Source organism: Pedobacter glucosidilyticus (assembly GCF_002483235.1).
GTDB classification, from domain to species: Bacteria; Bacteroidota; Bacteroidia; order Sphingobacteriales; family Sphingobacteriaceae; genus Pseudopedobacter; species Pseudopedobacter glucosidilyticum_B.
In genome coordinates, this window is sequence record NZ_DLHN01000016.1 from 40,629 (window position 1) to 53,446 (window position 12,818).

Sequence of the window (12,818 nt, forward strand, 5' to 3'; positions counted from 1 at the left end):
CATGATTTTAAAATTTAAAGTTATAGGTGAAGCTTGGTACCGCACCAAATATTGATAATTTTTTAGATTCATTTACCCCTGTTTCTGTATTTTGCCTAAATGCAATACTGGAGGCATTTTGTCTGTTATAAATATTGTAAATACTAAAAACCCATTCACCTTGCCATTTTTTTGATTGATGATGCTTTGGTGTATATGTTCCAGAAATATCTAAGTGATGATAGGTAGGTAAGTTATTTTGGTTTCTTAATCCAAAATTAGGAATACTTATGTCTTGAAACTGATATCTGCTATTGGGTAAAGTAATAGGCTGCCCAGATTGTAAGGTAAATATCGAACCGAAACGCCATTTTTCACTAAATTTATAACTAGCCGTTATAGAAAGATTATGCAATTTATCTGCTACAGATTTATACCATTCGCCATTATTAATTCCAGTTTCTAAAGCATTTCTACCTGGTGTTTGTTGTTCTGATCTTGATAAAGTATAAGATATCCAACCGGTTAAGTTTCCTGTATTTTTTCTAAACATCATCTCTAAACCATAAGATCTGGCAATTCCGTTCAATACCACTTGTTCTATCGCCTTATTGGCTAATAAATCTGTACCATCTATATAGTCTAACTTATTTTTAATCTTTTTATAGAAACTTTCTACTTCTAAAGAGTAATTGTCTTGGTTAATATTTTGGAAATAACCTACAGCAATTTGGTCTAAGGACTGAGGTTTTAAGAAGTTATCACTTGGAGCCCATATATCTAATGGTGTTGGAGATTGAGCATTAGACAAAAGATGCAGGTATTGATTCATGCTATTATAACTGGTTTTAATAGCATGGTCATCATCCAAAGCGTAAGAAATAGATATACGTGGTTCTAAATTATTAAAGCTGGCGATGCTTTGGTTGTTCTGGTAGTTTTTAACACCAATAGGGGTAGCTTTCTCATAAATTTTTAAATCTTGATTAAATTTAACCGCCTCGTTATTGTCGTAGATAAATACATCTTCTTGTCCTAACCGGTAAAACATACTATACCGTAAGCCATAATTTACTTTAAGTTTTTTTGTAATTGTTTGGTCAACATCAAAATAGATTGCGGGTTCTAGAGCGTACTTTTTTGCTAATTGATCTCTATTCATAGAAGAGTTTTCTCCAATGGGTGTAACTGTACCAGGGTTAAATAAGTGATGCTGAGCGTTTATTCCGTAGGTTAGCTTTAAATCATTATTTAAATAATGCTTAAAATCATACTTAAGATTTAGGTTTTGTATTTTACTAGTCCATTTAAAACCAGCAAAGCCAATTTCCAAACCATAATAGTAATCACTGTAGATAAGGGAAAGGTTGGAGAATAATTTATCACTAAATAATTTGTTCCACCTGGCATTAAAAACAGTATTGCCATAAGTATTGATAAAATCTTGGTTTAGATTAAAAGCATCTCTGCCAAAGTAACCAGAAAGAAACAGCTTGTTTTTATCATTAAGACTGTAGCTAAGCTTGGTGTTTAAATCATAAAAATAGGCAGCACTTTTAATATCGGTAAGTTTTAAAAATAAGTGCCCATACGAACTTCTACCTGCAAGTAAGAAAGACCCTTTACCACGATTAACAGGTCCTTCTGCAAGCAGCCTGCTAGAAATTAATCCAATGCCTCCACTAAATTTTAAATTGTTTTTGTTACCCTCTTTTTGATAAATTTCTAAAACAGATGATAATCGCCCACCAAAGCGTGAAGGAATACCACCTTTATAAAGCTTAATGTCATTAATGGCATCAGCATTAAAAACAGAAAAAAATCCGAATAAATGGGATGAATTATAAATGGTAGCCTCATCTAGTAGTACTAAATTTTGATCTGCACCACCACCTCTAACATTAAAACCAGATTGCCCTTCGCCAGCATTAGTTACGCCAGGCAGTTGTAATATAGATTTTATAACATCTACTTCGCCTAATATAACAGGCATTTGTTTAATTTCTCTAACACTAAGCTTGTTTACACTCATTTCTGGTCGACGTATTTCTGCTACATTTTTATCACTTAATACGACTACTTCATTTAAGGATTGCTCATTAGATTTTAAAGCGTAGTCTTTTACTAAACTCTCGTTAAGTTTTAATGAATCTTCTAAAGAAGTATAACCAATAAATCTAATTTTTACAGTATAGCTTCCTTTAGGTACAGTTATAGAATAAAAACCATATTCATTAGTGCTAGTAGCACTATTAATTTCTTTTAGAAATACATTAACACCTATTAAGGATTCTTTGGTTTCCGAATCGGTAATCCTACCACTTATGGTAACTTTATCTTGCGCTGTTACGACTATTGCTAAATGCGAAAAAGTTATCCATACCATAAATAGCTTAAGATTTATGGTTATCTTTTTACAGGGATTGTTCCCGGTAATTTTAAATTGTTTGGTTAATGGCATCATTTTAAATTTATGATGCAAAGTTGGGCGTATTAACCTCCTTAAGTGTGAACTTTAGTTAAGAAATAGGTAGGAAATCAAATTTATATACCACATATCAGTAGGTAAACCATTGTAAACCTTATCATATAAATAAAGCCAGATATGATTAAAACCATGTATCAGATATGGGTAATTTATGGTAAATAACTTCTATTAATGATGAGTTTAACTACTTTATTGACTAAGGGTTAAATAAATTTTAGATAGCTATTTTATGATGATTAACCTCGTTTTTTAATAATCTTTTTCTAATTCTACTTAAAGATTGCGGTGTTAAACCCAAATAGCTGGCAATATGATATTGTGGTACCCGCTGCAACAAATCTGGTCTTTTATGAATAAAATCCAGGTATCGTTGTTCTGGCGAGGCAATTTTAAAGTGGTCAAATGCTGTTTTTTGTTTTACCAAGAGTTCTTCAGAATAAATTCGGCATAGTTTCTCAAATCTGGGGAATTTTTCTAGCATCAATTTTTCTGATTCTGGAGTTCCTATACTTACTAAACAATCTTCTATACATTCTACATAGTGCTCAATAGGCTTTTTTGTTACAATACAAGAAGGAGAGAAGGTTTCCTTTTCTGTATAAAATGAAGTTACCTTTTCTTCCCCATCAATAATGTGGTAGCTTATTAAACAACCTTTAATGATGTAATATGTATTTTGTGAAAATTGCCCTTCTTTTAATAAAACAGTACCTTTTTTATAAGCTTTTAAAATAGTTGTATCCTTGATTGCATTAAATTCATCTTCAGAAAAATTCATGATTCTCATCATTTCCTTTAGATATTGATCTTTTAGTATTTCAATGTCTTTCAAATTCATTAAATTATAATTAGTGACTTGTTAAAGGCTTTGCTATAAACAATTTAAGTTTTATCATCACAAATATAATTAATCAATAACTTTTAAAATAACATTACCCGTTTTTTGCCCAGTAGCAACATAATGGTAAGCCTCTTTTATTTGGTCTAGCGTATAATGCCTGTCTATAACAGGTTTAAAATAACCTTCCTCTGTAAGTGTAGCTAAAAAGTTTATATCCTCTTTAGATAAAGCCGGAGGTATCGGAAATAAAACTTTTTTACCTTTTAGCAGTGGCGTTATCATAGCTAAAAAAACATTTTGAGCGTAGCTGCCAAGTTCTGTAGAAATATAAATTCCATTCTTGCTAAGGATTGGTTTACAGATATGAAAAGAAAGCTTACCAACGGCATCAAAAATAAAATCAAACTGATGCGTATAAGCTAAAAAAGCTTCTTTTTCATAATCAATAACTTCATTTGCCCCTAGGTTTTTAACAAGCGATAAATTTTTGGTATTACTTACTGCAGTTACATCGGCACCAAAATAGGCCAAAAGTTGTACCGCCGCAGAGCCTATAGCTCCGGTAGCGCCATATACCAAAACTTTTTGTCCTTTTTTAACATTGGCAGCTCTAATGATGTTTAAAGCATAGTGTGAGCCTTCTGTAATTGCGGCTGCTTCATATATATCAATGTTTTTAGGTATTAAGGCAACAGCATCGGTATAAGCAATGGTTGTATAGGCCGCATGGCCGCCAAAGGTTTTATCATTGTATGCAAAAACTTTATCGCCAGTTTTAAATCCAACAACCTGATGTCCACAACGCTCTACTATACCGGCAAATTCGCAACCTAAAATCGGGTATTTTGGTTTAAATAGGCCGCTCCAAAATCTTGAAATAACATATTCGGCACTTCTAAAACCTGCATCCGTACGGTTTACGGTAGAAGCGTAAATTTTTATCAGGAGTTCATCATCTTTAGGTACAGGTTGCTCAACCTCTGCTAAAAATACAACTTCAGGCGATCCGTATTTTTGATGAATAGCTGCTTTCATGAGTCTTAATGATGATTATTGATATTTGTTTTCTAATAGCTTTAACTGGTGGCAGCTGCCTCCAATAATTTTTAACTCTTCTTGTGATTGTTTCCAAAATCTTATATACCTAAATCTACCTTCAATAGGATTTCCTAGCATTGTTCCTTTGGTTTCATAATCAACAAGTACAACAGCAGTATCTTGCATGATTTTTATATCCTCAAAAAATGGTTGTATATACTCCACTTGCATTTGTCTGGATTGATGGGCCATAATATCCATTGCTTTGGTGATGATACTGCCATCTGGAGCTACAAAAAGAAGTTCATCGTGTAAACAATTTTTTAAGAAGGCAATATCACTTGTTTTAATGGCTTCTATCAATCTGTATTCTAATTGAAGTACTAACTCTTTGGTTAACAACATATTATTTGCTTTGATTTATCATGCTTGTATAAGTAGATTTAGCGATAAAGATGTTTATGATTATTTTTCTAACACATGCTTTTTTAAAAAGCAAGATAGTTTAAGTTTTGATGATATTGATGAACTTAAGTTAAGAAATAAACAAAATTTTGATGATGAGGAGACATCATATAGCCGATGAAAATAGTGTGCTGTAAGTACAAAAGCCATTTACAGGTTTCAAACCACAGCGCACTATATGAGGTGATGAGGAACGAAGTAACATTTTTTTTATTTATTGAATGATAGATTGAAGCCTTCCGCCTTTAGCTTTAAGCTTCTCGCCTTAAGAGCCTTTAGCCTTCAGCTTTTCGCCTTAAGCTTTCAGCTTTTCAACCCCTTCGGTACATACTGCTCCATCACCAAAATAGCCGATCCAATTAATTCAGCATCAAAACCTATATCAGAAATATAAATATCTGTATCTCTAGACAAACGCGGAATACAATGTTGATTTAAAGCTTGTTGGATAGGAGGTAAGAGTAAATTTCCGGCTTTAACACCACGACCACTAATCACAATAGCTTTAGGGTTGGTTATATGTATCAGGATAGATAAACCTTTACCAATTTTATAAGCAGCTTCAGAAATAAGTTCTATAGCGTATTGATCACCTTGGTTGGCAACTTCCATTAAAGCATCAGCAGAAGCTAATTTAGACTCTTCTTCCTGATATTTAAAATTAGATTTTCTACCGTCTTTTAAACCTTGTATTGCTTTTTCTGTAACAGCCAATAAAGAGGCTTCCACCTCTAAACACCCCTGTTTTCCGCAAGAACATAATACCCCATTTTCTGAGATGGGGATATGACTAAACTCTCCGGCAAAGCCATTTTCACCTCTAAAAAGCTGTCCGTTTATAATCATCCCTAAACCAATTCCCCAGCTTAAATTTACAACCATCACGTTTTTGATAGCTTTTGCCAATCCAAATTTTAACTCAGAAAGTGCAATTAAACTCGAGTCGTTATCTATAAATACCGGTAAGCCAATAGCTTTACTAATTGGTTTGGTAATGCTTTTTTCTTTATAAGTTAAGTAGGTGTAGTTGATACCTTCATGTGTATTTACAAAACCAGGCATTCCAATACCTACACCAATAATTTTTTCTCTATCAATACCCGATTTTTTAATATGAGCATCTATAATTTCAGTAAGCTTTTCTAAAGCATGAGGGTTATCTTTTAGTTTTAGGCTTACAAACTCAACCGGAGATACGTAATGATTAGCTAAATCTATAATACCAATTCTGGTTAAAAGCTGATCCATAGCTACGGTAACAACAAACAGCCTATCATGCTTAACCGCATACATTAATGGTCTACGGCCACCGCTAGATGCTGCATAACCTTTTTCTACCACAAAGCCAGTTTCTATGAGATGGTTTAATGACTTGGTAACTAAGGGTATACTTTTATCAATTAAAGCGCTGAGGTCTGCACAAGATAATATGCCGCCATAATACAATTGTTGTATAATGTCGAAATAGAGCTTAGCATTTTTCTTATTGGTATTAAACATTGCTGCAAATTTAGCTTTCTAAACTTATCTGGGCAATATAAAAATTTAACGATAAATTTTTATTAAAAGACCTAACTTTAAAAATATTTAATAATAATCTTAAATCTTTTTAATATTTTTTTTAAGTTTTCATTTCTTTTTTTATTTTTGGTATTGTAAAGTTTCAATAAGCTCATGAAATTTTATATCATAAACTATTTAAAAAACAAGCATGATTTTAATCGCAGATAGTGGTTCTACAAAAACCAGTTGGTGTTATTTACAAAAAGATAAAAATCCTATTTATTTCAATACAGAAGGGTTTAATCCTTATTATGTTGATAGTAAATACATTGCTGATGCTATTTCTACCCATTTACCAGATGATGTAAAAATAGAACAGGTTTCTGCTATCTATTTCTACGGGGCAGGTTGTAGCGCAGATAAAATCCCTGTTGTAGAACAAGCCTTAAAAGCTGTCTTTAAACATGCCGAAAATATAAGTGTACAGTCTGATTTATTAGCCGCTGCCCGTTCTGTTCTAGGTAATAAGCCTGGTTTTGTAGCTATTTTGGGTACAGGTACCAATAGCTGTTTATTTGATGGTGAAGACATGATTTATCAGGTAGACTCTCTAGGTTTTATTTTAGGTGATGAAGGTAGCGGGGCATACTTGGGTAAGCAACTGCTCATAGCTTATTGCAGAGCTTTATTACCAAAAGATTTACAAGAACTTTTTTGGGATACTTTTAAAATTACTGCTGATGAGGTTATTAATCAAATATATACCAAACCTTTACCCAACAGGTTTAGTGCAAGTTTTAGTAGGTTTGTAGGCGAGCATATTAAACATCCTTATATTATAGATTTAGTAGAAAATGCTTTTAGAGCTTTGTTTACCAATATCATTTGTCATTACCCAGATTATCAGCAATATAGTTTTAACTGCGTAGGGTCTGTAGCACACAATTATTTACCTTTTTTAACAGAGGTTGCTGCCGAGTTTAATATGCCAGTAGGAAATATCATCAGAAACCCAATTGATGGGTTAATCAAATATCACGAAACTTTAATTAATAAAGATCAGGTTGTTTAGTTTGGAAAGCCATTGTTAATCCCCGGAGAAGTTCTGGGGGTTGACTAATGGTTTCTCGCATCAATACTTTGCCCAATCAATTGCACATTTTCTGCGCTTAAAATTTCTTTATACTGTTCTAGTAAACGCCAGCCCCCATTTTCTTTAACAATAGTTCCAATTTTAACAGCATTTAACGTAATGGTGTATATACCATTTTTTTCTTCTTTAGCTCGGCAAATATCATTATTAAAAATACCCGGTACTTGAAATAGCTCCATAAGCTACAAAGCTATCAATTATAAAAACATGATGAATCAATACATCATAATTTTTGGCATTAAAACTGTCATATTAAACATATTCATCCACATATTGTTAATTTTATATCATGAAAAAAGTAAGAACATTAGCTTGGCTAAATTTCATTGTTTACGTTTTAGCCTTTACGGTTTCGCAGTTATCGCAATTAAACCTTATTGGTAATGGTAATATGGGCGATATTTCTAAAAAGTACGATACGGTTTTTACTCCAGCAGGTATAACTTTTGCCATTTGGGGAATTATATATTTAGGTTTGTTTGCTTTTACCATTTATCATCTTAAACAAGCCTATCAAAAAGATGTACATGCAGAGCCTAATCAGGTTTTACAAAAAATAGGCTACTGGTTTGCCATTAACAATGCAGCAACTTTCGTTTGGGTTTTTGTTTGGTTAAATGAATATATGGGTCTTGCTTTGGTCATGATGATCATACAATTAGTATCACTCATAAAAATTAACATCCATATAGATACCTTTAATCCTGCTAAAAGCTTGTCTTCTAAATGGTTTACCCAAATCCCTTTAAGTATTTATTTCGCTTGGATTTGTATTGCAACCATCGCCAATACATCCGTTTTTTTATATAGCATCAATTGGGATGGAGATATTTCTGGCTCCTTATGGACTATTATTCTGATAGCAGTAGCATCTTTATTAGCATTTTATATCATACGCTTTAAGCGAAACCCTTATTTTGGTTTGGTAGTTATTTGGGCTTTTTATGGTATACAATTAAAAAGAACTCAGGTAAACCCAAGCTTGTATGAAAATGTTATTCAGGCTGCTTGGTTCGGCTTAGGTTTCGTAAGCATCGCGGTTATTATTCAGCTCATAAGTAACTATTATACAGCTAAAAAGCAAAATGCCGAATTGGTTCAGTAAAGAAAAACACATTATTGGTATATAAATTTTCATGCTTAAAATAGCTTACGACCCTATTTATGCACATCCTTTGCCCGAGGGGCATCGTTTCCCGATGCTTAAATACGAGCTTATCCCGCTTCAACTAAAACATGAAGGTGTTATTACACAAGAAAATTTATTCTCGCCAGTTATTTTAGACGAGGAAATCGTACTCTTAACCCATGAAAAGTCTTATTGGGAAAAGCTTAAAAATCTAGCTTTAACATATCAGGAAGAGAAAAGAACAGGCTTTCCGCTATCGGCACAGCTGGTAGAAAGAGAATTGCGTATTGCCCAAGGAACTATTGATGGCTGTTTTTATGCTATTGCAAATGGCGTGTCTTTTAATGTTGCTGGCGGTACACACCATGCCGGTAGCAATTGGGGAGAAGGTTTTTGTTTGTTAAACGACCAAGCTATAGCAGCTAATTATCTTATACATAAGCAAATATCCAAATCTATTTTAATTGTTGATTTAGATGTACACCAAGGCAATGGTACTGCTCAAATATTTCAAAACAATCCTCAGGTTTTTACTTTTTCTGTTCATGGCGATAAAAATTTCCCTTTTAGAAAAGAACAGTCTGATCTTGATGTTCCTTTACCAGATGGTGTTGAAGATGATGAATATTTAACCATGCTCGACCAAAAATTAGAGGAAGTTTTTGATAAAGCCCAGCCCGATTTTGTTTTTTACCTTTCCGGAGTTGATGTTTTAGCCACCGATAAACTGGGAAAATTGGCTTTAAGTCCCGCAGCCTGTCAAAAAAGAGATGAAATGGTATTTAAAAAATGTTTAGCGCAACAGCTTCCAGTACAGGTAAGTATGGGTGGTGGCTATTCGCCCAATATAAAAGATATTGTTGATGCCCATTGTAATACCTTTAAAGTGGCAAATGATTTATATTTTTAGGGCATGATTACATTTTTTGAATCCGATTTAGAACATATCTCTGTTCATAAAGTAGGAAATAAAGTACAAGACGAATATTTTACCCTTTCTGATAGCACCTTACACATACAAGACGAGTTTCTGCGTAATTTATTGATGCAGTATTTCTTAAAGCCTTTTGAAAAGGTAAATGAAGTATATCGTTTTATGCATTCTAGTGATTTAGCTTTAAATGAAATCTATCATTTTGCTAGTCAGATTTTTAAAGATACCACCAAGTTTCACGAGGTTAGTCAGCAAATAACCCGTCATTTATACGATATTTCTAACCATCCTAAAATAAAATCGGGCGAGGTTTACATCGCTTTATTTCATGATGTACAAATAGAAGGAGAGCTTCATCAGGCTTTAGGCATCTTTAAATCAGAAACTAAAGAAACTTATATGAAGGTTTACCCTGATGCTGGCGGTTTTGCCTTATCGTATGAGCAAGAAGCTATCAACATCCAAAAACTAGATAAAGGTTGTTTAATTTTAAATACCGATAAAGAAGAAGGCTTTAAGGTAGTGGTGATAGACCAAACCAATAAAACACAAGAAGCCGCCGTGTATTGGAAAGATGATTTTCTGAAACTGAAAATCAGAAACGATAACTTTAACCAAACCAATAATTACCTAAGCTTATACAAGAACTTTGTTAATGAGAAAATAGACGAACAGTTTGAAATCTCTAAACCAGATAAGATTGATTTGCTAAATAAATCCATCAAATACTTTAAAGAAAAAGAACAGTTTGATTTTAACGAGTTTTCTGAGGAAGTTATTGGGAATGAAACCGCTGCAACTTCTTTTAAATCTATGATTCAGAATTTTGAGCAAGAGTTTGATACCCAAATAGGAGAGCGTTTTGATATTTCTACACAAGCTGTAAAAAAGCAAAGTAGCGCCTATAAAACAGTTTTAAAATTGGATAAAAACTTTCATGTGTATATTCATGGCGATAGGCAATTGATAGAAAATGGCTTTGATGATAGCAGAGGCATGAATTACTATAAAATTTATTATAAAGAAGAAAAATAGCTGATATTTAGCTTTGCAATGGAATTAAGGAAAGTAACCGTAACCAGATATGTAACCCCTTTAAGAGAAGGCGGTTCTATGCCGGCTATTGCCGAAGCCGATGACGGTTTTCTGTATGTTTTAAAATTTAGAGGTGCTGGCCAAGGTACAAATGCCTTAATAGCCGAATTGATAGGAGGCGAGCTAGCCAGAAAATTAGGTTTTAAAGTTCCTGAGCTTGTTTTTGCAGATTTAGATGAAGCCTTTGGACGTACCGAGCCTGATGAAGAAATTCAGGATTTACTAAAATTTAGTACCGGATTAAACTTGGCTTTACATTACCTTTCGGGTTCTATTACTTACGACCCTGGCGTGTATCAAGTTGATGCCTTGTTGGCTTCAAAAATAGTTTGGTTAGATGCTTTTCTCATGAATATGGATCGTACAGCCAGAAATACCAATATGCTTTGGTGGCATAAAGAACTTTGGTTAATAGATCATGGTGCTTCTTTATATTTTCACCATTCTTGGGATAATTGGCAAGAGCAAGCAAAAAAGCCTTTTGTTTTAATAAATGACCATGTTTTATTAAAGCAAGCTACTCAGCTTGATGAGGCACATACCATCTTTAAAGCTCAAATAACCCCCGATGTTTTAAAAGAAATTGTAAACCTTATTCCTGATGATTGGTTACAAGGAAATTATTTTGATAGTCCGGAAGTATATAGAGATGCTTATGTAGCATTTTTAACCAGTCGCTTAAATCATGCTGATCACTTTTTAGAAGCCGCCAAAAATGCAAGAGCGTAATTTATACGAGTATGCGATTATTCGCATTGTTCCTAAAGTAGAAAGGGAAGAGTTTCTAAATATTGGGGTGGTATTGTATTGCGCTAAAAGCAAGTTCTTAAAAACAGCTTTTTATGTTGATGAGAGCCGATTAAAAGCCTTTGCATCAGTACTAGAAGTAGATGATTTAAAGCAACACCTTCATATTTTTGACTGTATTTGTAAAGGAGAAAATTGCAATTCGCCCATTGCCCAGTTAGATTTACCATCACGTTTTAGATGGTTAACGGCTACCAGAAGCACCATTTTACAATGTTCTAAAGTGCATCCGGGTTTAACCCAAAACCCTGAGGAAACTTTAAATCAGTTATTAGAACAGTTTGTGAAGTAAGTTTTATCTATTATAAGAACTCTAGATGGATATCGTTAATATTAAATAAGTAGCGAAATAAATTAGGAAAGAGATGTAATCAATATAGTTTATCCTCCTATTATCAAAAATATCAAAATTTGCCCCTTTAGATGGTGCAACCAATTCTTGTTTTGAATTTTTATATTCACGAATCGTAAGACTTTTAAATTTTCTAAGTAAAAGAGCTTTTTATGCATTTAATAGCTGATATTCTAATTGGCGAAAATCACTAATGGCATAGTATAGGCTACAACAGATTTTTTCTTTTTATCCTCCATATTTTGTAGATTATTCTTCAAACTTGGAGTGATATTAAATTTTAAATTTCTTAGTAATTTATCAAATTTAATGATATCACATTCAAAATTTTCATAAAGGTCATTCATTAAAAAATCAGTCCCTTCAATACTACCATTTTTATCAATGTAAACAGTTAATACGATTTTGTTATCTTTTTTGCTTAGTGTGAGTATTTTTTCTATACCAATAGATTGATTTAAATAATCTTTAATAGTGAAAAATAAATTTAAATTCTTTTCTCTTAAATCATATGTTTCATATGTAATGTAGTAAGCCGAATTAGATCTAATATCATTTTTAAAATACATATAATAAGAAGTGTTTTTTAACTCTGATGGTTGATTTTTGCTTGATAGAGACTTTACATACAGGATTTGATCGAGTGAATCACATTTGTATTGAAGATTTTTATCATGATATTGATTATAAGAAAGTAAGATAGAAAAGAGGATTAATATTTTCATTTCATCGACAATTAGAATCATTAAAAAGTTTCAACATAGCTTGAGGAAGTAAACTATTTGAAGGTTTATTATATTGTGGTTGTTTTTTTTAAAACGCCTATAAAATATTTATAGAATCTGTTTTGGATTGTACCGAAACTCTTAGGAGTTTTTTAATTAGTTGAATGATTAAAATAATATGTTTACATTTTTTCTTAAGGTAAACAAAACCAAATATAGAAAAAATGGAATTGTACATCAAAACTAATTTATCTTTCCCTTTACATACAACGTTACCAAAGAAGCATGCGGAATACCTAATGTATTTCC

The 12,818-nt window shown here is 32.6% G+C and carries 13 protein-coding genes; 6 read left to right on the forward strand and 7 right to left on the reverse strand.

Features of this window, described 5'->3' with window-relative positions:
- Window positions 1–7: 7 nt before the first annotated feature.
- From B2745_RS03585 to B2745_RS03605, 5 genes are all read right to left on the reverse strand, one after another.
- Complete coding sequence (locus tag B2745_RS03585; RefSeq protein WP_304063798.1) at window positions 8–2,443, reverse strand: TonB-dependent receptor; 2,436 nt, start codon at window positions 2,441–2,443, stop codon at window positions 8–10.
- 238 nt (window positions 2,444–2,681) lie between these two features.
- Window positions 2,682–3,305, reverse strand: a complete 624-nt coding sequence (locus tag B2745_RS03590; RefSeq protein WP_304063801.1) for a Crp/Fnr family transcriptional regulator — start codon at window positions 3,303–3,305, stop codon at window positions 2,682–2,684.
- Between the two features lie 69 nt (window positions 3,306–3,374).
- A complete protein-coding gene (locus B2745_RS03595; RefSeq protein ID WP_304063803.1) occupies window positions 3,375–4,343 on the reverse strand; it encodes an NAD(P)-dependent alcohol dehydrogenase in 969 nt (322 codons plus the stop codon).
- A 15-nt stretch (window positions 4,344–4,358) separates the two neighbouring features.
- Window positions 4,359–4,751: a nuclear transport factor 2 family protein gene (locus B2745_RS03600; RefSeq protein ID WP_304063806.1), complete on the reverse strand. Its 393-nt coding sequence runs from the start codon at window positions 4,749–4,751 to the stop codon at window positions 4,359–4,361.
- 363 nt (window positions 4,752–5,114) lie between these two features.
- The gene (locus tag B2745_RS03605; protein WP_304063809.1) at window positions 5,115–6,311 is read right to left on the reverse strand and encodes an ROK family transcriptional regulator; all 1,197 of its coding nucleotides are present in this window, start codon (window positions 6,309–6,311) and stop codon (window positions 5,115–5,117) included.
- 211 nt (window positions 6,312–6,522) lie between these two features.
- On the opposite strand from B2745_RS03605, the gene B2745_RS03610 reads away from it, so the two are divergent.
- Entirely contained in the window at window positions 6,523–7,386 is an 864-nt protein-coding gene (locus B2745_RS03610; protein WP_304063813.1) for an N-acetylglucosamine kinase, read from the forward strand.
- Window positions 7,387–7,430: 44 nt separating this feature from the next.
- Here the strand turns inward: B2745_RS03610 and B2745_RS03615 are convergent, their stop codons facing one another.
- Window positions 7,431–7,646 (reverse strand): hypothetical protein, encoded by a 216-nt coding sequence (locus B2745_RS03615; RefSeq protein WP_304063815.1) that lies wholly within the window; start codon window positions 7,644–7,646, stop codon window positions 7,431–7,433.
- Window positions 7,647–7,756: 110 nt separating this feature from the next.
- On the opposite strand from B2745_RS03615, the gene B2745_RS03620 reads away from it, so the two are divergent.
- From B2745_RS03620 to B2745_RS03640, 5 genes are read left to right on the forward strand one after another with little or no spacing between them, the layout of a single operon-like run.
- Window positions 7,757–8,572, forward strand: coding sequence for a hypothetical protein (locus tag B2745_RS03620; RefSeq protein WP_304063818.1), 816 nt, complete (start codon window positions 7,757–7,759; stop codon window positions 8,570–8,572).
- A 31-nt stretch (window positions 8,573–8,603) separates the two neighbouring features.
- Window positions 8,604–9,506: a histone deacetylase family protein gene (locus B2745_RS03625; RefSeq protein WP_304063821.1), complete on the forward strand. Its 903-nt coding sequence runs from the start codon at window positions 8,604–8,606 to the stop codon at window positions 9,504–9,506.
- Between the two features lie 3 nt (window positions 9,507–9,509).
- Window positions 9,510–10,565 (forward strand): nucleoid-associated protein, encoded by a 1,056-nt coding sequence (locus B2745_RS03630; RefSeq protein ID WP_304063824.1) that lies wholly within the window; start codon window positions 9,510–9,512, stop codon window positions 10,563–10,565.
- 18 nt (window positions 10,566–10,583) lie between these two features.
- A complete protein-coding gene (locus B2745_RS03635) occupies window positions 10,584–11,354 on the forward strand; it encodes a HipA family kinase (protein ID WP_304063826.1) in 771 nt (256 codons plus the stop codon).
- Window positions 11,341–11,724: a DUF3037 domain-containing protein gene (locus B2745_RS03640; RefSeq protein ID WP_304063829.1), complete on the forward strand. Its 384-nt coding sequence runs from the start codon at window positions 11,341–11,343 to the stop codon at window positions 11,722–11,724. Before B2745_RS03635 ends, B2745_RS03640 begins: the two co-directional genes overlap by 14 nt.
- Before the next feature lie 233 nt (window positions 11,725–11,957).
- Here the strand turns inward: B2745_RS03640 and B2745_RS03645 are convergent, their stop codons facing one another.
- Window positions 11,958–12,509 carry a hypothetical protein gene (locus B2745_RS03645; protein WP_304063832.1) on the reverse strand — a complete coding sequence of 184 codons (552 nt, stop codon included), beginning with the start codon at window positions 12,507–12,509 and terminating at the stop codon, window positions 11,958–11,960.
- Between the last annotated feature and the right edge of the window lie 309 nt (window positions 12,510–12,818).